At 70.9% G+C, this 17,260-nt stretch carries 23 protein-coding genes; 9 read left to right on the top strand and 14 right to left on the bottom strand.

All coding sequences use genetic code 11. From position 1 onward, the window contains the following. Position 1 precedes the first annotated feature (1 nt). The 4 genes from CRM89_RS07315 to CRM89_RS07300 all read left to right on the top strand — a co-directional run bounded on the left by CRM89_RS07315 (position 2) and on the right by CRM89_RS07300 (position 4,094). On the top strand, positions 2–919 hold the full coding sequence (locus CRM89_RS07315) for a reductase (RefSeq protein WP_098083568.1): 918 nt from the start codon (positions 2–4) through the stop codon (positions 917–919). Further along, entirely contained in the window at positions 916–2,433 is a 1,518-nt protein-coding gene (locus CRM89_RS07310; RefSeq protein WP_098083567.1) for an NAD(P)/FAD-dependent oxidoreductase, read from the top strand. The genes CRM89_RS07315 and CRM89_RS07310 overlap by 4 nt, the downstream gene beginning before the upstream one ends. Positions 2,434–2,526: 93 nt before the next feature. Then, the gene (locus CRM89_RS07305) at positions 2,527–3,300 is read left to right on the top strand and encodes a MerR family transcriptional regulator (protein ID WP_011209393.1); all 774 of its coding nucleotides are present in this window, start codon (positions 2,527–2,529) and stop codon (positions 3,298–3,300) included. Positions 3,301–3,419: 119 nt separating this feature from the next. After that, complete coding sequence (locus CRM89_RS07300; protein ID WP_098083566.1) at positions 3,420–4,094, top strand: hypothetical protein; 675 nt, start codon at positions 3,420–3,422, stop codon at positions 4,092–4,094. A 12-nt stretch (positions 4,095–4,106) separates the two neighbouring features. Here the strand turns inward: CRM89_RS07300 and CRM89_RS07295 are convergent, their stop codons facing one another. The 11 genes from CRM89_RS07295 to CRM89_RS07245 all read right to left on the bottom strand — a co-directional run bounded on the left by CRM89_RS07295 (position 4,107) and on the right by CRM89_RS07245 (position 9,606). Continuing rightward, positions 4,107–4,358, bottom strand: a complete 252-nt coding sequence (locus CRM89_RS07295; RefSeq protein WP_086843089.1) for a hypothetical protein — start codon at positions 4,356–4,358, stop codon at positions 4,107–4,109. Between the two features lie 98 nt (positions 4,359–4,456). Next, positions 4,457–4,750, bottom strand: a complete 294-nt coding sequence (locus CRM89_RS07290; RefSeq protein WP_098083565.1) for a gas vesicle protein K — start codon at positions 4,748–4,750, stop codon at positions 4,457–4,459. Next, positions 4,743–4,955, bottom strand: a complete 213-nt coding sequence (locus tag CRM89_RS07285; protein WP_098083564.1) for a gas vesicle protein — start codon at positions 4,953–4,955, stop codon at positions 4,743–4,745. Before CRM89_RS07285 ends, CRM89_RS07290 begins: the two co-directional genes overlap by 8 nt. Continuing rightward, positions 4,952–5,728, bottom strand: coding sequence for a GvpL/GvpF family gas vesicle protein (locus CRM89_RS07280; RefSeq protein ID WP_098083563.1), 777 nt, complete (start codon positions 5,726–5,728; stop codon positions 4,952–4,954). The genes CRM89_RS07285 and CRM89_RS07280 overlap by 4 nt, the downstream gene beginning before the upstream one ends. Beyond that, positions 5,721–6,116 (bottom strand): gas vesicle protein, encoded by a 396-nt coding sequence (locus CRM89_RS07275; RefSeq protein WP_098083562.1) that lies wholly within the window; start codon positions 6,114–6,116, stop codon positions 5,721–5,723. The genes CRM89_RS07280 and CRM89_RS07275 overlap by 8 nt, the downstream gene beginning before the upstream one ends. Next, positions 6,113–6,412, bottom strand: a complete 300-nt coding sequence (locus CRM89_RS07270; protein WP_098086904.1) for a gas vesicle protein — start codon at positions 6,410–6,412, stop codon at positions 6,113–6,115. The genes CRM89_RS07275 and CRM89_RS07270 overlap by 4 nt, the downstream gene beginning before the upstream one ends. Positions 6,413–6,417: 5 nt before the next feature. After that, the gene (locus CRM89_RS07265; RefSeq protein WP_098083561.1) at positions 6,418–6,672 is read right to left on the bottom strand and encodes a gas vesicle protein GvpG; all 255 of its coding nucleotides are present in this window, start codon (positions 6,670–6,672) and stop codon (positions 6,418–6,420) included. 3 nt (positions 6,673–6,675) lie between these two features. Further along, a complete protein-coding gene (locus tag CRM89_RS07260) occupies positions 6,676–7,473 on the bottom strand; it encodes a GvpL/GvpF family gas vesicle protein (RefSeq protein ID WP_098083560.1) in 798 nt (265 codons plus the stop codon). Next, positions 7,473–7,865: a gas vesicle protein GvpJ gene (gene gvpJ / locus CRM89_RS07255; protein ID WP_098083559.1), complete on the bottom strand. Its 393-nt coding sequence runs from the start codon at positions 7,863–7,865 to the stop codon at positions 7,473–7,475. The genes CRM89_RS07260 and gvpJ overlap by 1 nt, the downstream gene beginning before the upstream one ends. After that, positions 7,862–8,971, bottom strand: coding sequence for an SRPBCC family protein (locus CRM89_RS07250; protein ID WP_098083558.1), 1,110 nt, complete (start codon positions 8,969–8,971; stop codon positions 7,862–7,864). Before CRM89_RS07250 ends, gvpJ begins: the two co-directional genes overlap by 4 nt. A 5-nt stretch (positions 8,972–8,976) precedes the next feature. Continuing rightward, positions 8,977–9,606, bottom strand: a complete 630-nt coding sequence (locus CRM89_RS07245; RefSeq protein WP_098083557.1) for a hypothetical protein — start codon at positions 9,604–9,606, stop codon at positions 8,977–8,979. A 185-nt stretch (positions 9,607–9,791) separates the two neighbouring features. On the opposite strand from CRM89_RS07245, the gene CRM89_RS07240 reads away from it, so the two are divergent. Next, positions 9,792–10,268 carry a YbaK/EbsC family protein gene (locus CRM89_RS07240; protein WP_098083556.1) on the top strand — a complete coding sequence of 159 codons (477 nt, stop codon included), beginning with the start codon at positions 9,792–9,794 and terminating at the stop codon, positions 10,266–10,268. Between the two features lie 3 nt (positions 10,269–10,271). Here CRM89_RS07240 and CRM89_RS07235 read toward each other — a convergent pair whose 3' ends face one another. Continuing rightward, positions 10,272–11,963 (bottom strand): putative PEP-binding protein, encoded by a 1,692-nt coding sequence (locus tag CRM89_RS07235; protein ID WP_098083555.1) that lies wholly within the window; start codon positions 11,961–11,963, stop codon positions 10,272–10,274. Between the two features lie 139 nt (positions 11,964–12,102). Between CRM89_RS07235 and CRM89_RS07230 the strand changes: the two genes are divergently transcribed. The 4 genes from CRM89_RS07230 to CRM89_RS07215 are packed head-to-tail and all read left to right on the top strand — an operon-like array spanning position 12,103 to position 16,205. Beyond that, a complete protein-coding gene (locus CRM89_RS07230) occupies positions 12,103–12,870 on the top strand; it encodes a DeoR/GlpR family DNA-binding transcription regulator (RefSeq protein ID WP_098083554.1) in 768 nt (255 codons plus the stop codon). Continuing rightward, the gene (locus tag CRM89_RS07225) at positions 12,867–13,817 is read left to right on the top strand and encodes a 1-phosphofructokinase family hexose kinase (protein WP_060591100.1); all 951 of its coding nucleotides are present in this window, start codon (positions 12,867–12,869) and stop codon (positions 13,815–13,817) included. Before CRM89_RS07230 ends, CRM89_RS07225 begins: the two co-directional genes overlap by 4 nt. A 12-nt stretch (positions 13,818–13,829) precedes the next feature. Further along, positions 13,830–15,899, top strand: coding sequence for a fructose-specific PTS transporter subunit EIIC (locus CRM89_RS07220; RefSeq protein WP_086843084.1), 2,070 nt, complete (start codon positions 13,830–13,832; stop codon positions 15,897–15,899). A 48-nt stretch (positions 15,900–15,947) separates the two neighbouring features. Continuing rightward, positions 15,948–16,205: an HPr family phosphocarrier protein gene (locus CRM89_RS07215; protein ID WP_041561009.1), complete on the top strand. Its 258-nt coding sequence runs from the start codon at positions 15,948–15,950 to the stop codon at positions 16,203–16,205. Between the two features lie 90 nt (positions 16,206–16,295). Here the strand turns inward: CRM89_RS07215 and CRM89_RS31285 are convergent, their stop codons facing one another. Beyond that, a complete protein-coding gene (locus CRM89_RS31285) occupies positions 16,296–16,439 on the bottom strand; it encodes a hypothetical protein (RefSeq protein WP_172456883.1) in 144 nt (47 codons plus the stop codon). Between the two features lie 339 nt (positions 16,440–16,778). Next, complete coding sequence (locus tag CRM89_RS07210) at positions 16,779–17,096, bottom strand: hypothetical protein (RefSeq protein ID WP_086843082.1); 318 nt, start codon at positions 17,094–17,096, stop codon at positions 16,779–16,781. Positions 17,097–17,260: the final 164 nt, after the last annotated feature.

The raw sequence follows: 17,260 nt of genomic DNA, 5'->3' as shown, positions 1-17,260 counted from the left end.
GATGGCTTTCGACTTCGACGCCATGCTGGCCAAGATCAAAGCCCGCCAGTGGGCGCTGGCCGACATCGACTGGGACGCCCCGGGGGCCGAGACGATCGACCCCGACCTGCACGCCAGACTCGCGCCGTTCATGGCGGATCTGATGTGGATCGAGAACGTCGGCGCGCGCGGATTCGCCGCCATGGCCAAGAAGGCGCCCACCGACACCCTGAAAGAGATCTACCGCTACTTCCACGCCGAGGAACAGCGCCACGCCAACGCCGAACTCGCGCTGATGCGCCGGTGGGGAATGCTCGACGGCGACGAGATCCCCGAACCGAACATCAACGTCAAACTCGTCATCGACTTCCTGGACAAACACTCCGACGGATTGTCGCTGTCGATCCTGGGCACCGTCATCCCCATGCTCGAGGTCGCTCTCGACGGCGCGCTGATCAAGTTCGTCACCGACGAGATCGCCGACCCGGTGGCGCAGGAGGTGTTCAAACGCATCAACGCCGACGAATCCCGGCACCTGGCCACCGATTACGCGGTCATGGAGCTGCTCGGCCACGCCACCGCGCGCAAGCTCGCCATCGATTTCGTGGGCAGCTGGGCCAATCCCGCGCTGATCGTCGGGGCGTTGAGCTACTTCCCGCTGCTGAACAAGATGCGTGACAACATCGTGGAGATGGGCGTCTCCGAAGACCGCCTCTACGCCGCGATGGCCCGGTTCAAGGCCGTCGGCCAGCGCGCGCCGATCGTGAACCGGCTGCCGATGTACCAGATCGTCAAACTGCACAGTGATTGGGTGATCGACCGCAGCCACCCCTACCACCTGCTCGCCGACGGCCTGGTGAAGGTCACCGGCCGCATCCCCGGCCGGTTCTTCAGCCGCCCGACCTGGTCGAAGAGCCTGACCTACGAGCCGGTCGCATGAGCGGGGCACAGCGGCCGCTGGACGTGGCCGTCATCGGCGCGGGCTTCGCCGGACTCGGCGCCGCCATCCGGCTGCGCCGCCGCGGAATCACCGACATCGCGATTCTCGAACGCGACACCCGCGTCGGCGGCACCTGGCGCGACAACACCTACCCCGGCGCCGCCTGCGACATCCCCTCCCGGCTGTACTCCTACAGTTTCGCGCCCAATCCGGACTGGTCACGCACCTATTCCGGCAGCGCGGAGATCCTCGGCTACATCGAGGCGATGGTCGAGCGCTTCGGATTGCGCCGGCACCTGCGGTTCGGGCACAACGTCACCGGACTGGTGTACGACGAGTCCGCCGGGGAGTGGTCGATCACCGTCGACGGGCACGAGCGGCCGCTGCGGGCGCGGGCGGTGGTGCTGGCCTCGGGTCCGCTGTCGAACGCCGGGCTGCCCGACATCGACGGCATCGACACCTTCGAGGGGCACATGATGCACAGTGCCCGCTGGGACCACGACTACGACGTCACCGGCAAGCGGGTCGCGGTGGTCGGCACCGGCGCCAGCGCCGTGCAGATCATCCCCGAACTGGTCGACCGCGCCGCCGCCGTCTCCGTCTACCAGCGGACACCGGGCTGGGTGCTGCCCCGGGTCGACCGCGGCACCGGTGAGCTCACCCGCGCGCTCTACCGGCGAATCCCGTTCACCCAGAAGCTCGCTCGCGAAGCCTGGTTCTGGGGTCACGAATCGGTCGCGCTGGGCGTGGTCTGGAACAGCCCGCTGACCAAGGTCGTGGAACAGGTCTCCCGGCTGCACCTGCGCGCCCAGGTGCGCGACCCGTGGTTGCGCAGGCAACTCACCCCCGAGTTCCGTGCCGGATGCAAACGCCTGCTGATGAGCAACGACTACTATCCCGCACTCCAGGCGCCGAACTGCGAGCTGATCACCTGGCCGATCGTGCGGATCGTTCCCGGCGGCATCCGCACCGCCGAGGGCATCGAGCACCGCGCCGACTGCATCGTCTTCGCCACCGGATTCGAGGTGTCCAAGTCCGGTGCGCCCATCCCCGTCACCGGGCGCGACGGACGCAGCCTCGACGAGGAATGGCGGCGCGGACCGTACGCCTACAAGAGCGTCGCCGTCGCCGGATACCCCAACCTCTTCCTCACCTTCGGACCCAATTCCGGCCCCGGGCACAACTCGGCACTGGTGTACATGGAGGCACAGATCGACTACATCGCGCGCGCCGTCGACCTGCTGCTCACCCGCGACCTGCACAGCCTCGAGGTCGACCGGCACCGCCAGGACCGCTACAACGCCGCACTGCAACGCCGCCTCGCAGCCACGACCTGGAACTCCGGCTGCCGCAGCTGGTATCTCACCGAGGAAGGCTTCAACGCCACCATGTACCCCGGCTTCGGCACCCAGTACGTGCGGCAGCTGGCCCGGCTCGACCTCGACGACTGGATCCTGACACCGCGGGCGAACACACCCGCGGTCACCGGGGCCGCCCTGTCGTCGCTTGGCTAGGGTTGAGACCGGCAGCCGCTACCCGGGCGCCCGCCACGGCCGTCGTGGGCGCCCGGGCGCGAGGGCGCGACCGAAAGGACCGGGGCGAGGACGGTGACCGAATACCGCATCGATGATCTGGCCCGCGCGGCAGGCACCACCTCGCGCAACGTCCGGCTGTATCAGGAACGGGGTCTGCTCCCCCAGCCGGTCCGGCGAGAGGGCCGCGCCAACATCTACGACGACTCGCACCTGGCGCGCCTGCAGATCGTCAACGGGCTGCTCGAGCGCGGCTTCACCCTCGCCCACATCACCGATTTCATCACCAGCTGGGAAACCGGCAAGGACCTCACCGAGATCCTCGGCCTGCAGAAGGCCGTCACCGACGCCTGGGGCGCCCGCCACGACCCGGTGCAGCTGCCCAGGGACGCCGTCGTGGCACTGCTGGCCGATCTCGATGCCGAGCAGGCCGAGGAGAAGCACCTCGACCGTCTCGCGGACCTGCAGCTGGTGCGCACCGACGACGACACCGTCACCCTGCTGCGCCCCGACCTGGTGGAAGTGCTGCTCGAACTGCACGGCGACGGCATCGACCTCGCCACCATGATCGACCTGTACGCCGACCTGCGCGCGAAACTCGAAGACGTCGCGCGCACGCTGGTGGTGGCCGCCAAGAACCGCATCGTCGACGACCACGGACCGGGCTGGCTGCCCGACACCGACGCCGAAACCGCCGCCACCACCCAGATGCTCACCCGCTGGCGCGAACTGGGCACCCGGATCGTGCACAGCGGACTCGAACAAGCCCTCGACGCCGTCCTCCAGCGCGAACTCGGTGATTATCTGGGCGCCGCCGCGCGCCAGCGCCACTCCCGTTCCGACACCTGACGGCACTCGCCGACGCACCGGTCCGGGCCGATTCGAGTAGTCCCCTACGCATTCACCGACGCCGCCAACGGCGAACGCTGGAAACCGGGACCAGCGACGCGAGAAGGACCGGTGCGGAGATGACCATCAACACGTCCGCGCGCGACGGCCACGCGGGCACGCCGCCTGCGGCACCCACCGAACCCACCAATGCCGACCTGCGGCGAGACGTTCGTGCGGCGACCCGCAGCGGGCGCTACGCGCTGGTCGCCGCCCTGTGTGCCGCCGTGGTGTCCAGCGGCATCGCGGCCGGGTCGGCGGTGTATGTGAGCAGCACGGAACTCCAGCGCAAGGAACGCGCCGAAGTGGCGCAGGTGGTGCGGGACAACAGGCAGCGGGCCTATTCGGACTACGCGGCCGCGATGATGCGCTTCATGGAAGGGCTCAGCGGCCTCGAGGGTGAGTTGCTCCAGGAGCCGATCGAGCGCGAGGAAGTCCGAGCGCAGGTCGTCGAGGTCGGCGACAGCGTGGCGGCGATGTCACGGGCGCAGATCACGGTATCGCTGGTCGGCAACCTCGACGTCGCGCCGGTCATCGTGGGATTCAACGAGGAACACGCGGCGCCCTTCCTCCAGGATCGGTTGACGTCGTTCGCCAGGCGCCACCTGGGCGGCGCCCCGGAGCCCGTCGAGGCCATGCGCGAGGACGCCCCGGTGATGATCGCCGACATCGAACGGACGGTGACCGCGGCCACCGAATGCCTGAGCCGGTTCGTCGACCTGGCGCGCCTCGACCTCGGCCTCACCGACGGCTGACGAATCCGATGGTCACCGCGGCACGCTGCCCCAGCAGCCGGGTTGCGAACCCGTGAGCACACACAGGGCGTTGAGCGCCGCCTCCAGCAGATACCCGGAGCCGGACGAGGACCCCGACTCGGCCGGGGTGGCCACGGGCGCGACAGCGAGCGGGCCGGCGGGCAGCGCGGATGCGGCGGGAGCGGTGGACACGACGAGCGCGGCGCCGACGACGGCCGCGGCCAGCGTGCACCGGACACGAGCGGTTGCGGAATTCGGTCGCATGCCGCTCGACTCTGCGCGAGGGAGCCGCAAGCCACAAGACGGCGGTTCTGGGGTGGTGACCGCGCCCGGCCGACCGGAGGGGACGCGCGGCGAAGACCTCAGTCCCGGGGCAGCAGGGTGCCCAGCGGCCCGAGGTCGATGTTCAGGTCCTCCGGGGCGAGACCGAAATGGACACGCAGCTCCTCCATGCGCTCCTCGAGCCTCATCAGCGTGGTGCCGATCCGCTCGATCTGAGCATCGCTGAGGTCGCCCTCGTCGACGCGTCGCAGCGCTTGGCGTTCCATCAGCTGGCGCAGCAACTCCACCAGGGTCAACACCAGTGTCACGAGCCCGCGCTCCACCGATTCCGGGTCCGCGTCGATCCGCGGCGGGAGACCGTGCGGCTCAGTCATGCAGCGACACCTCCCCGCCGACGGTGTCGAGTTCAGCGGGCGTGAGCGCGCTGATGGAGGAGATGAGCGCGCGCAAGGAGATCTGCACGAGATCGACGTCGGCGATGGACAGGCGGATGTCGCCGGAGATGACCACACCGCCGGCGAGCACCCGGTCGAGCAGATCGATGAGCGCGACGCGGCGCTCGCGGTCGGGGTAGGTCACGGCGACGCCCGCTCCACGCCGGCGAACGAGTACGGGGGCCACGGCCCGGTGAGTTCGAGTCGCAGGCCGGGTACTTGCGCGCCGAGCCGGTCGACGGCGGCCGCGAACTCCGCCGCCCGGTCGTCGTCGACCAGGTAGGTGCCGTTGAGGACCAGCCAGTCCCGGCGGCCGGTGAGCACGGGGTCGGTCAGCGGCTGCCGCCGGCCGCCCACCGCCTGCTCGACCAGCCGGGCGTGTATCTCCTCGGCGCGGGCCAGCGCGTCCCGTTCGACGGTCTCCTGTGCCGACAGCTCCGCGCGGCGCCGCAGCAGGTAGGCGGTGCCCGTGCCGCGCCCGGTGTCGGCCACGGTCGCGTCGGCGATCGCCGCCGCACGGGCGGCCCGATCGCAATACACCTTCACCCCCCATTCGGCCCGGTCACGCACCAGATCGAGCGCCGACTCGATGTCGGTGCGCCGTTCGGCCAGCAGTGCGCGCACCCGGTCGTCGTCCAGGAACACCGTCGCCAAGCGCAGCGGAACCGTCGGACCGTGGCGAACCAGGGCCATGACCACGCGGTCGTGGGCGCGGGCCGTGGCCTCCAGCCAAGCCAGATCCTCGAAGTTGCGCCGCAACGCCTCGGCACCGAACTCCCCCAGTGGCACCGAGCCCACGGCGGCCGCCAGATCACCCGCGACGACCTGGCGCACCGGTTCACCCGCCACACCGGTCAGTCCGTCGAGGTCGAGGGCGAGGCGGTCGGTCACCGCGTACAACCAGACGCCGTCACTCACGGTCGCGTTCCGTCCGCCGTTCCTCCCGCGCGCGCTCCAGCGGCGCCTGCCCACCGCCCGCCTCCAATTCGGCGATCCGCTCGCGCAATTCACGGTTCTCGAGCTCGAGGTCCCGTACCGGGTGTTCGAGCCTGCGCGCGTTGCTGTTGAGCCACGGATCGCTCTCCCACCAGTCGATGCCGACCGCCTTCGCCGTCTCCAGCGAGGCGATCACCAGGCGCAACTTGATGGTGAGCAGCTCGATGTCGAGCAGATTCACCTGGATGTCGCCCGCGATCACCAGCCCCTTGTCGAGCACCCGTTCGAGGATGTCACCGAGGTTCGCCCCCTGGTGTGCGCCGTTGTACGGTTGCGGCGGCGGCGCGGGGCCGCCGCCGATGGCGGTCACCGCAGGTTCCTCTCGCCGATGTCCGTGCTGCCCCGGCTGTAGCGGCGGACGCGCCGGTACGCCAGCAGGTTTCCGTCCAGGTCCAGCTCGACCTCGTAGAGTGCGAGCATGTCGGCCGAGGGCGGAATACGGCGGTCCTCGAGCACCTCGACCTCCACCAACCAGCCTGCCTCGGTCGGTTCGCTCGACGTGGCGGCCTCGATCGGTTTCGAGATCAGCTCGGCCAGTTGCCGGGTCGCGACGGTACCGGCCTGACCCGCACCCAGCGCGGGCCGGCCCGATTCGGTGTCGGTCACACCGATCACTCCTTCCGGTCCGGCGATTCCTGGTCCTGCGGCCGGATCATCCGGTCGAGCACTTCCTGTTGCGCTTGCGCGCGTTGTTCATCGGACAACTCACCCGCGGCGGCGGCCTCGTCCACCCGCTCCAGGTCCCGCCGCACCGACGCCGGGTGATACAGCTCCTGATCGACCTGCTCGGCGATGATCTCGGCCACCCACAGCACGCCGCGCAACGGCGCCAGCGGCAGCGTCAGGACCGACGACAGCACACCCACGTCTCACTCCTCCCGCTGCGGTTTCGTCACGAAGTCGTAGGGCGCCATCGGGCCGAGCAGCCTCAGCTCGACACGGCCGTCCCAGTCCTTGCCGAGCTCCGCCAACGTCTGCTCCAACCTGGACTGCTCGGTGAGCGCGACGAGAACGGCGAGGTGGGCGGCGTCGAGTTCGTCGGTCGGCGGGCGTTCGTTGACGAGGGGCGCCAGCTCCTCGAGGGCTGCCACGACGCGGCGCGTGTCGGCGACGCGCTTGGCCTCGACCCCGCGATAGATCAGCTCGCCGAGCGCGGCGCGCACATCCCGGGTCGCGTCCTCGGGTTTGCCGCGCAACTCCGCGCGCATCCGTTCGGCGTCGGGGTTCTCGTCGAGCACTTCCCGCAACACCGCCTGTTCCACGTACCGGCCTTTCACGACGAACTGGGCGCGTCCCTCCAATTCCCGTAGGGCGGAGAGGAGTTCGTCATGGTGCGGCGCGAGCAGCTCGCTCACCAGCGACTCCGGGTCCGACAGCACCGTTCCGAATCGCAGCGGCACCACCGGTGCGACGGCCGCGGAGCCATCGAGGAGCTGCGCGTGCGCGGTGAGATCGTCCGGCGTGCCCAGTGGGTGGTCCAGCGGAATCTCGCTGACCAACGCCGCGATCTCGTCGTGGCGCACGATCGACACGGTGCAGGGCGGATCGCCGACTCCGGTGGCGTCGGGCTCGGGCTCCACATCCGCCGGAACGAGCCCGTAGACGTAGATCGCGGTTCGCCGGTCGGAGTCCCGGTCGGCGGTCTCGGCAGGCGATGGGTGCGGCATCACCGATCGCCGCCCTTCGACGAGTGACGCTGGGTGCTGTCGACCTCGTCGAGGAAGTCCATGACCTTCTTGCCCGCGGCCTCGATCGCGCCCTTCGTCTTGCCCTCGGCACCGCTTTCGGTGATGTCGCCGACGAGGTCGGTCAATCCGCTGGGCTCCTTGCTCGACAGCTCGAGGCGTTCGGCCGCCTCCGCGAAGCGCAGGTATGTGTCCATGCCGGCGACCACGATCCGGGCGTCGACGGTCAACAGTTCGATGCCGACCAGCGACACCCGCGCGAACGTGTCGATCACGAGCCCCTTGTCGAGGATCGAGTCGACGACATCGGCGAGACTCGAGGACGCGGGCCTGGCCGTCGCACCGCCTCCGCCGCCGACCGGTTCGACGGTCATCTCCGGGCTTCCCGTCCCGCGGTGGCGCGGACTCGGCCCGTCCGGCGCCGCGCCGCAGGGCTGTCCTGGGGCCGGTCGTCGGACTCGTCCCCGGCCGCCTCGTCCGTCTCGAACTCCTCGTCGTCGAACGCTTCCTCGCCAACGGTGTCGTCGGTGTCGTAAGGCTCGTCGGTGTCGTCGGTGTCGTCGGTGTCGTCGGTTACGTCCGCGTCCTCGTCCTCGTCCGCGGCACCGTCGTCCTCGACCACCTCGCCGTCGCGGATCTCGCCGTGCCAGCCGACCACGTCGTCGGGGTGCAGCACCGCCTCGGTCATCACGTGGCGTTGGAAGAGCTTGAGCTCGAGCCGGACCCGGCGTCCGGCGGCGCGCCAGAGATTGGCGGTCTTCTCGAACAACCCGGCCGGGTGGTAATCGAGCACGACCATGATCCGGGTCAGATCGGGTGCCAGTTCGTGAAAACTGACCGCGCCGTCGATGAAGCCCTTGTCACCGCTCGAACGCCACACGATCCGCTCGAACGGGACCTGTTCGACGATGGTGGACTCCCAGGTGCGCTTGGACCAGAACACCTTGCCGGACCATTTCAGCTTCTCGTCGGACACCTGGTCGACGTTCTCGACCTTCTTCATGAAGCTCGGGAAATCGGTGAACCGGGTCCACTGGTCGTAGGCGAGGTCGACCGGGACGCCCACATCGATCTGCTCGACGATGTTGGTCGGCTTGCGGCTCTTGTCCTGGGCCTTCTTCCCGAAACCTCCGGTCAGCGCCCGCGCACCCTCCCGCAGCTTCTCGGCGACGGTGTGGGTCACCAAATCCTTGCCCGCGCGGACGGCGCCCGACAGCGGCCGCCCGCCGTCGCCGGATTCACCGCCGCCACCGGTCAGTGTCGACACCAGACCCGCGCCGCCGCCCTGGGCGACCTGGTTCAGGCGTTCGGTGGTTCCGGACACCTTGTTCGAGACGCCGGTGAGGGCCCGCAGGGCAAGGGTTTGCGCCAACTGCTCGAGCGATCGCCGTAGCTGCCCGGACGGTGTCGCTTCTCCGGCGGTGCCTGCTGCCTTGTTCGTCACCGAGGTCGCGGCGTCGGCGAGTGCTTTCGCGGACATCGCGCTCACCGGCTCGTTCGACGGACCGGCGCGCGGTCGCTCGTCCCGGCGCGCACGCCGGTGCGGCGTCGGCGCGGGCTGGGCTCGTCGTCCGGCTCGCCCTCGGATCGGGAGCGGGCGGCGCGGCGCCGGGCGGCGGGGGCGGCCGAGCGGCGGCGCGTCACGGGACGGCCCACCGACGCGCCCTCGTCGCCGGTCTGGTCGGCGGCGTCCTGATCCCGTTCGCTGTCGTCGGATTCGGTTTCGTCGGACTCACCCGCCGCAGCGGTCTCGGCCGCGGGGTACTCGTCGGATTCGTCGGGCTCGGCGCGCTCCTCCGCATCGGTGCCGCCGGGTTGCTCGTCGTGACTGCCGTGCTGTTGCAGGCGTGCGTTCAGTGCGTCGATGCGGTTGCTCGCCACGGAGACCGCGGCGGTGCGCGCAGCGCCGAGCAACTCACCGCGCAGGCTCTCGGCGAGCCGGCTCAACTCCGGGGAGGAGTTGATCAGCGACGTGCCTCGCTCTATCAGTTCCTGCCGGCTGCCTTGCCTGCTCAGACCGGCTCCGACCAGCATCAATGCCAGTCGCATCTTGCGCGTGCGGCCCAGGATGTAGCCGACACCCACCCCCGCGGCCATCCTCGTTGCACATTTCATCGGGTAACTCCTCGAATCGTCCACATCCGCGCCGTGGAGATGAAATGTGCTGTCATTGCGGCCGGTCGTCGGGTGTGAGTTAGAACACATACTTCCTCTTTATTCGACCGTACGCCGCCCGCTCCAGCTGCGTAACCCGTGTGTTGCCGGAATATGCGGGATAATTCGCCGCTTACAGTGACCCCATGCCGGAGAACCTGCCGCCCAACGCCCTCCGCGTCGCCGCCGCTCTGCGGGCGCACGGCGTCGCGGGCCAGATCGTCGTCCTGCCCGAGCCCGCGCCGACCGCCGCCGCGGCAGCGGCTCAACTCGGTTGTCCGGTCGGTGCGATCGCCAACAGCTTGATCTTCGACGCCGACGGCGCGCCGGTCCTCGTGCTGACCAGCGGCGCACACCGGGTGGATGTCGAACTCGTCGCCCGCCACGCCGGGGTCGCGACACTGCGCCGCGCCGCCCCCGAGGTCGTGCGCGCGGCGACCGGGCAGCCGATCGGCGGGGTCGCGCCGCTCGGGCACCCGGCGCCGGTGCGCACGTTCGTCGACAAGTGGCTGGCCGAACACGAGGTGGTGTGGGCGGCGGCCGGGCATCCCCACACCGTGTTCCCCACCAGCTTCGACGAACTGGTGCGGGTCACCGGCGGCACGCCGATCGACGTCGAGTAGCCGTCAGTCGTCGAGCAGGAGGCGGCGGGCCTGGACGCGGGCCTCGCCCGGATCGGTGGTGCGCAGCACCGCCCACGCGGCCGATTCGCACTGCGCGCGGGTCACCGTCGCCAGTTGGGCGCCGACCCCGGCGACAGCGGGTGCGGCCGCCGAGAGCGAGGTGACGCCGAGCCCGGCCAGCACGCAGGCCAGCAGCGGGTCGGCGGCTGCTTCACCGCAGACCCCGACCGGCTTGCCGCACCGGACGCCCGCCGCGGCGGTGCGGGCGACCAGGCTGAGCACGGCGGGCTGCCACGGGTCGGTGAGCGCGGCCAGATCGGGCGACATCCGGTCGGCCGCCATCGTGTACTGCGCGAGATCGTTGGTGCCGATCGAGACGAAGTCGACCTCGTCGAGAATCGCCTCGGCCAGCAGCGCGGCGGCGGGCACCTCGATCATCACCCCGGCGACCAGGCCCCTGGCCCGCGCGGCGGCGGCGAAGGACCGCGCTTCGGCGACGGTGGCGACCATCGGCGCCATCACCCACGGCGGGGTGGCGCGGCCGTCGGCGGCGGCCGCGATGGCGTCGAGCTGGCGTTCGAGAATGCCGCTGTCGCGGGCGGCGATACGGATACCGCGGACACCGAGCGCCGGGTTGGCCTCGTCGGGATGTTCGGCGAAGCGCAGCGGTTTGTCCGAGCCGGCGTCGAGCGTCCGGATCACCACCTTCGCGGTCGGGTAGGCGTCGAGAACCTCGCGGTAGATGCGGGTCTGCTCGGCCACGCTCGGTTCGGCATCACGATCGAGGAAGCACAGTTCGGTGCGGAACAGCCCGATCCCCTCGGCGGGGGTGGCGGTGGCGGCGCGCGCGCCCGCGCCGTCCTGGACGTTGGCGAGGATGTCGACGCGGTGGCCGTCGCGGGTGGCGCCCGGGCCCGTCCAGCTCGCGATGCGCGCCGCGGTGGCGCGATGCGCGGCGACCGCGGCCGCCGCGACGGCGGGAGCGGGCTCGACGGTCACGGTGCCTGCGGCGCCGTCGATCAGGATCTGCGCGCCCGCCGGCACGTCGTCGAGACCGTCGACCGCGACCACGCACGGGATGCCGAGCTGGCGGGCGATGATCGCGGTGTGGCTGGTGGCGCCGCCCAGAGCGGTGGCCAGCCCGATGATGCGGGCCGGGTCCAGGCCCGCGGTGTCGGCGGGTGCGAGGTCGCGGGCGAGCAGGATCGAGGGCCGTTCGGGCGTGGGCACACCGGGTTCGGGCAGGCCGTGCAGTTCGGCGACGATGCGATCGCACACGTCGCGCAGGTCGGTCACCCGCTCGGCCATCAGACCGCCGAGCCGGCTGAACATCTGCGCGAACTGTTCGGTCGCCCCGATCGCGGCCGCGCTCGCCGTCGAGCCGGTGCCGATCAGTTTCTCCGCGGCGGCCGACCACCCACGGTCGGCGGCCATGGCGGCGTTGGCGGCGAGCACTTCCGCGGCGGCACCGGAGGCCGCCTCGGCCCGGGTGCGCAGGCGGTCGGCCACCGTGGCGGCCGCGGCGCGCAACGCGGTGAGTTCCGCTGCCCGTTCGGACTCCGGAACGATGTCCGTTCGGGCATCGACGGGGAGCCGCGGGTTGGGCCGGACTGCGGGGGCGGCCGCCACTCCGGGCACGGCAGGGGTTCCGCGCAGGACGGTACCGGCGGTCGTTACCTGCTGTGATCGGGTCATTCTGCGGTCTCCTTCGTACCCGGAGGGGAAGTTCTGAACGATGCTCGTCGGCAACTCGTTGTGATCCAGACTACTCCGAACCATTGACAAAGCAACACGCTCGGACGTAAAACAACATAAACCAACATCGGAGGAACGGATGTACGCAGAGGAGCGGCAGCAGGCCATCGCCACGCTCGTCGGGCAACGCGGTCGCGTATCGGTCGCCGACCTGGCCGAGCGTTACGGCGTCACCAGCGAGACCGTCCGCCGGGACCTGGCCGTGCTGGACCGCATGGGGCTGGTGCGCCGGGTGCACGGTGGCGCGGTCCCCGCCGCCGCTCTCACCGCCATCGAACTCGGCACCACCGAGCGCGAGGCCACGCACACCGCGGAGAAGGAGCGCATCGCCAAGGCGGCCCTGGACTACCTGCCCCCGACCGGCGGCAGCGTCCTGTTCGACGCCGGCACCACCACGGCGCGCATCGCCGCGCTGCTGCCCGCCGACCGTGAGCTGGTCGGCGTCACCAATTCGCTGCCGGTGGCCACACGGCTGAGCGGCCACGCCGGCGTGCAGCTGCACCTGCTCGGCGGCCGGGTCCGCGGTATCACGCAGGCCGCCGTCGGGCCCGATACGCTGCGGGTGCTGGCCGGGCTGCGCGTCGACACCGCGTTCATCGGCACCAACGCCCTCACCGGCGCCCACGGGCTCTCGACCCCCGACGTCGACGAGGCGGCGGTGAAGCGGGCGATGGTCGCGAGCGCGCACCGCGTGGTGGTGGTCGCCGACTCCTCGAAGATCGGCCGCGAGGACTTCGTCCGCTTCGCCGGCATCGACGACATCGACGTCCTGGTCACCGATTCCGGCATCCCCGATTCGGTACGCAACGAGCTGACCGACAGCGGCATCGAGGTGGTGGCGGCATGATCGTCACCTTGACGGCGAATCCGAGCATCGACCGCACCGTCACCCTCGCCGAGCCGCTGCACCGTGGCGCCGTCCACCGGGCGCGCGGCGTCGCCGTCCACCCGGGCGGCAAGGGCGTCAATGTGTCTCGCGTGGTGGCCGCGGCGGGCGTGCCCACGGTCGCGGTGCTGCCCGGCAACGCCGACGACCCGCTGCTGCGCGCCCTCACCGAGGCCGGGATCGCCCACCGCAGCGTGCCGACGAGCGGGTCGGCCCGGATCAACCTCACCGTCACCGAGGCGGACGGGACCACCACCAAGATCAACGAGCCCGGCCAGCCGCTCACCGGGGACGTGTTGCGCGACTTGGCGGGGCTGCTGGCCGAACTCGCCGCGCAGGCCGCCTGGGTGGTGCTGTCGGGGTCGCTGCCGCCCGCCGTGCCCACCGACTGGTATGTCGACCTGATCCGCGCTCTGCCGCACGCCAGGATCGCCGTCGACACCTCCGACGCGCCGCTGCGCGCGGTGGCCGACGGAATCGGCGCGGCCGCACCGGATCTCGTCAAACCCAACAGCGAGGAGCTCGCCCAGCTCACCGGCCTCGACCCCGCGGCGCTGGCCGATCCGCTCGCCGCCGCCCGGGCCGCCGCCGGACTCGTCGACCGCGGTATCGGCGCGGTGCTGGCCACCCTCGGCGCCGCGGGCGCGGTGCTGGCCACCGCCGAGGGCGCCTGGCATGCCACCGCGCCCGCGATCCGGCCGCGCAGCACCGTCGGCGCCGGTGACTCCGCGCTCGCCGGGTACCTGCTGGCCGACCTTGCGGGCGCGGCTCCGGCCGACCGGCTGCGCCGCGCTGTCGCCTACGGCAGCGCCGCCGCGGCACTGCCCGGCACCGGATTGCCCGGACCCCACCACACCGACCCCGACGCCGTGGCCGTCACGGCGCTCGACCTGCTCCCCCATTCCTGAAGGGCCCCACCGATGGCCGACTCGATCATCACCCCCGCCACGATCAGCCTCGACGCCGATCTCGGCACGTCGAAGGACGCGGTGATCGCCGCGCTCGCCCAGCGTCTCGCCGACGCCGGACGCGCCACCGACGCGACCGCGCTCACCGAAGCCGCCCTGGCCAGGGAGGCGCAGTCGGCCACCGGCCTGCCCGGCGGCATCGCCATCCCGCACTGCCGGGTCGCGGCCGTGACCGCGGCCTCGCTCGCCTTCGCCCGGCCCGCCCCCGCGGTCGATTTCGGCGCCCCGGACGGCCCCGCCGATCTGGTGTTCCTGATCGCCGCGCCGGAAGGAGCGGGCGCCGAGCACATGAAGCTGCTGTCGAGTCTGGCGCGGGCCCTGGTCAAGCCGGAATTCGTGGGGAGCCTGCGCGCGGCGACGACCGCGGACGAGGTTGTCGCCCTGGTCGATTCGGTGGTCGCCCCCGCACCGGCCGCGAGCGCGGCGCCGGCTTCCGGCACCGCCGCCGAGCAAGCGGGCGCGGCGAACCGGACCGCGTCGACAGCGAGGAACGCACCGGAGCAGGCCGCTTCCGCGACGACCGCGCCCGCCCCGGCCACCGAGCCGCCCGCGACCACCCGGCCGCGATCTTTCGTCGCCGTCACCGCCTGCCCCACCGGCATCGCGCACACCTACATGGCCGCCGACGCCCTCGTCGCCGCCGGTGAGCGGGCGGGCGTCACCGTGCGGGTGGAGACCCAGGGCTCGAGCGGCACCACCCCGCTCTCGGCGGCCGACATCGCCGCGGCCGACGCGGTCATCCTCGCCACCGATGTCGGGGTGAAGGACCGCGCGCGGTTCGCGGGTAAGCCCGTGGTCGAATCCGGGGTCAAGCGCGCGATCAACGAACCGGACGCGATGATCGCCGACGCCCTGCGCGTGGCGCGCGACCCCGCCGACGGACCCGTGCTCACCGAGGCCACCCCCGAGGTGGCCCCCGACGCGCTCGGTTGGGGCACCCGGCTGCGCCAGATCCTGCTCACCGGCGTGAGTTACATGATTCCGTTCGTCGCCGCGGGCGGCCTGCTGATCGCCCTCGGCTTCCTCGTGGGCGGCTACGAGATCGCCGACAACGCGAGCTCCGTCGTGCTGGACAACTCGCTGACCGACCTGCCGCCGGGTGGCCTGGGAACCTATCTCGGCGCGGTGCTCTTCCAGCTGGGATCGTTGGCGTTCAGCTTCCTGGTGCCCGCCCTGGCCGGCTATATCGCCTTCGCGATCGCCGACCGCCCCGGCCTGGCACCGGGTTTCACCGCGGGCGCGGTGGCGGTCTTCGTCGGCGCGGGCTTCCTCGGCGGTCTGGTCGGCGGCTTGATCGCCGGCTTCGCGGCGCTGTGGGTGAGCCGGATCCCGGTGCCGCAGTGGGCCCGTGGTCTGATGCCGGTCGTGGTGATCCCGTTGTTCGCCTCGCTCATCGTCGGTGTGCTGATGCTGGCGGTGCTCGGCAAGCCGCTCGCGGTGGTGACCGAGGCCCTCACCGACTGGCTCAACGGCCTGTCGGGCACCTCCGCGGTGGTGCTCGGGGTGATCCTGGGCCTGATGATGTGCTTCGATCTCGGCGGCCCGGTCAACAAGGCGGCGTACTCGTTCGCCGCGGCGGGTCTGTCGGTCGCCGATCCCGCGACGCTGAAGATCATGGCCGCGGTGATGGCGGCGGGCATGGTGCCGCCGCTGGCGATGGCGCTGGCCTCGACCGTCCTGCGCCCCACGTTGTTCACCACCGCCGAACGCGAGAACGGCAAGGCCGCCTGGCTGCTGGGCGCCTCGTTCATCTCCGAGGGCGCCATCCCGTTCGCCGCCGCCGACCCGCTGCGCGTGATCCCGTCGATGATGGCCGGTGGCGCGGTCACCGGTGCGCTGGTGATGGCCACCGGCGCCACCCTGAGCGCACCACACGGCGGCATCTTCGTCTTCTTCGCCGTCGGCCACCTCGTCTGGTTCGTGCTCGCGATCGCCGCGGGCACGATCACCGCCGCGGTGTGCGTGACCCTCGCGAAGCTGCTCACTCGCCCCCGCGCCGAGGCCGTACCGGCCGCGGCCTGACCCCCTCCCCGATCGACCCCGCTGTCCACTCAACCACCAGGAGTCATGATGCCGAGCACCACCGTCACCGTCGGTTCGTCCATCGGTCTGCACGCGCGGCCCGCCGCACTCATCGCCGAGGCGGTCGCCGCCGCGGGCGTACCGGTCACCCTCGCCCTGCCGGGCGGCGAACCCGTCGACGCGGGCTCGTCGCTGATGATCATGGCGCTCGGCGCCACCCACGGCACCGAAGTGGTCGTGAGCAGCGAGGACCAGCCCACCCTCGACAAGATCGCCGAGATGGTCGCCGCCGACCTCGACGCCTGACCCCGGTCGCCGCACCGGCTCGCCCGGGCCGGGCACCACCGCTGATCTCCGGGTCCGACGATCCGGAGATCAGGCAGGTGGCAGCCGTGCTCACAGGATGATGGAGATCAGCGCCCACGCCAGATTGACAGCTGCCATCGCCGCCGCGGAACCGAGTCCGATGATCGCACTCATGATCTTTTCCCTCTTTCTCGGAAGAGATTTTCGGATTGTTCTCCGGTAAAGAAACCGCATCGACACGACGGTGCTGCGCGATGCGCTGCGGACCGTTGTCCGGCAATTCACAATGTTGCCGAACCGACACCGTCGTCCACCACGGCAAGCCCTTCTGGGGGGATTGCCGACCTCAAGATTAGCACTTCGGAACCATAAGCGGCAGTAGCTGATTCGCGCACTCCTGCCGAATCCGCGTACTCGCCGCGAAAATGGCCGGAAATAGTGGTTAAAGCGCCGCGCGGCGGGTGTGAAAACAATTCGACAACCGGCACGTCGCATGCGGCGAAAGCGAATGATCGATTTCGCCGACAATTGTCATCCGGACGCCCGGCAATTCTGTCGCCGACCCGATCTCGCCTATCGGACGACCTCGACACTGATGCCCGGTGACGCGGCGATCGGCTGGTCGACCCGGATGATCACGCGCGAGCCCGGCGTCTGCGCGGCGGTGGCCGCGCCGCGTCCGATCGCTTCCCCCAACCGCTGTCGGCCCAGCGGGGAGAAGGACGGCGGAAGGGTGCCGAGCACGGGGCCGAGGTTCAGGCTCGTGATCACCTGGGCCTCGGCATGCGCGACTTCGATGACGACGGCATCGGCCGCCGGGCTGACCGACAGCGCCGAGGCGGTGCCGGTCCCGAGGAGCATCACGCCGACCGGTGCGGCGAGGGCGAGCAAAGGTCTGAGCAGGGGCACGGTTTTCCTTTCGCGGTGCGGGGAGAGCCTCGCAGGACAGTTCGGTAGAAATGGTGTTCCGGATGGGACGAATCGAACTGAGCGACCGTGCGGTACGGATTTCGCGGCGCGGTTGCGAGACAGGCATTTCCGGCATCACCGGAATT

The organism is Nocardia sp. FDAARGOS_372 (assembly GCF_002554515.1).
GTDB lineage: Bacteria > Actinomycetota > Actinomycetes > Mycobacteriales > Mycobacteriaceae > Nocardia > Nocardia farcinica.
Note: the sequence above shows the minus strand (reverse complement) of the source record. Positions and strands in the feature narration are given on the sequence as shown.

Coding starts and splice junctions, on each gene's coding strand:
- CRM89_RS07315 (WP_098083568.1), top strand. CDS start 2: ATGGCTTTCGACTTCGACGCCATGCTGGCCAAGATCAAAGCCCGCCAG.
- CRM89_RS07310 (WP_098083567.1), top strand. CDS start 916: ATGAGCGGGGCACAGCGGCCGCTGGACGTGGCCGTCATCGGCGCGGGC.
- CRM89_RS07300 (WP_098083566.1), top strand. CDS start 3,420: ATGACCATCAACACGTCCGCGCGCGACGGCCACGCGGGCACGCCGCCT.
- CRM89_RS07295 (WP_086843089.1), bottom strand. CDS start 4,358: ATGCGACCGAATTCCGCAACCGCTCGTGTCCGGTGCACGCTGGCCGCG.
- CRM89_RS07290 (WP_098083565.1), bottom strand. CDS start 4,750: ATGACTGAGCCGCACGGTCTCCCGCCGCGGATCGACGCGGACCCGGAA.
- CRM89_RS07260 (WP_098083560.1), bottom strand. CDS start 7,473: ATGCCGCACCCATCGCCTGCCGAGACCGCCGACCGGGACTCCGACCGG.
- gvpJ (WP_098083559.1), bottom strand. CDS start 7,865: ATGACCGTCGAACCGGTCGGCGGCGGAGGCGGTGCGACGGCCAGGCCC.
- CRM89_RS07250 (WP_098083558.1), bottom strand. CDS start 8,971: ATGTCCGCGAAAGCACTCGCCGACGCCGCGACCTCGGTGACGAACAAG.
- CRM89_RS07245 (WP_098083557.1), bottom strand. CDS start 9,606: ATGAAATGTGCAACGAGGATGGCCGCGGGGGTGGGTGTCGGCTACATC.
- CRM89_RS07240 (WP_098083556.1), top strand. CDS start 9,792: ATGCCGGAGAACCTGCCGCCCAACGCCCTCCGCGTCGCCGCCGCTCTG.
- CRM89_RS07235 (WP_098083555.1), bottom strand. CDS start 11,963: ATGACCCGATCACAGCAGGTAACGACCGCCGGTACCGTCCTGCGCGGA.
- CRM89_RS07230 (WP_098083554.1), top strand. CDS start 12,103: ATGTACGCAGAGGAGCGGCAGCAGGCCATCGCCACGCTCGTCGGGCAA.
- CRM89_RS07225 (WP_060591100.1), top strand. CDS start 12,867: ATGATCGTCACCTTGACGGCGAATCCGAGCATCGACCGCACCGTCACC.
- CRM89_RS07220 (WP_086843084.1), top strand. CDS start 13,830: ATGGCCGACTCGATCATCACCCCCGCCACGATCAGCCTCGACGCCGAT.
- CRM89_RS07215 (WP_041561009.1), top strand. CDS start 15,948: ATGCCGAGCACCACCGTCACCGTCGGTTCGTCCATCGGTCTGCACGCG.
- CRM89_RS31285 (WP_172456883.1), bottom strand. CDS start 16,439: ATGCGGTTTCTTTACCGGAGAACAATCCGAAAATCTCTTCCGAGAAAG.